This is a genomic window from Acidovorax sp. SRB_14 (assembly GCF_012932145.1).
GTDB lineage: Bacteria > Pseudomonadota > Gammaproteobacteria > Burkholderiales > Burkholderiaceae_C > Simplicispira.
Genome location: NZ_MWOK01000056.1, coordinates 1 through 280, shown reverse-complemented (window position 1 = coordinate 280; position 280 = coordinate 1). Strand labels below are relative to the sequence as shown.

The window sequence follows — 280 nt, the reverse complement described above, 5'->3', positions numbered from 1 at the left end:
GCAGGCGGCAGCAGCGGTGACGGTGTGGAGCGTGGCGCCCTTGAGGGACGCGTTGTCGTGTTCAGCAATAACGAGTACCGACATTTAGATCACCTTCGCTTCGTTCTTGAGTTTTTCCACCAGGGCAGCCACGTCGGCCACCTTGACGCCGGCGCCGCGCTTGGGCGGCTCGGCCACTTTCAAGGTCTTGAGGCGCGGCGCGACGTCCACGCCCAGGTCCTCGGGCTTGACGACGTCGAGCTGCTTTTTCTTGGCCTTCATGATGTTGGGCAGCGTCACG

Annotated in this window: 1 pseudogene; it reads right to left on the bottom strand. The window is 62.9% G+C overall.

Annotated elements, in window-relative coordinates:
* Positions 1–84: 84 nt before the first annotated feature.
* A pseudogene (locus B2J86_RS17970) lies at positions 85–280 on the bottom strand (electron transfer flavoprotein subunit beta/FixA family protein); the annotation flags it as partial.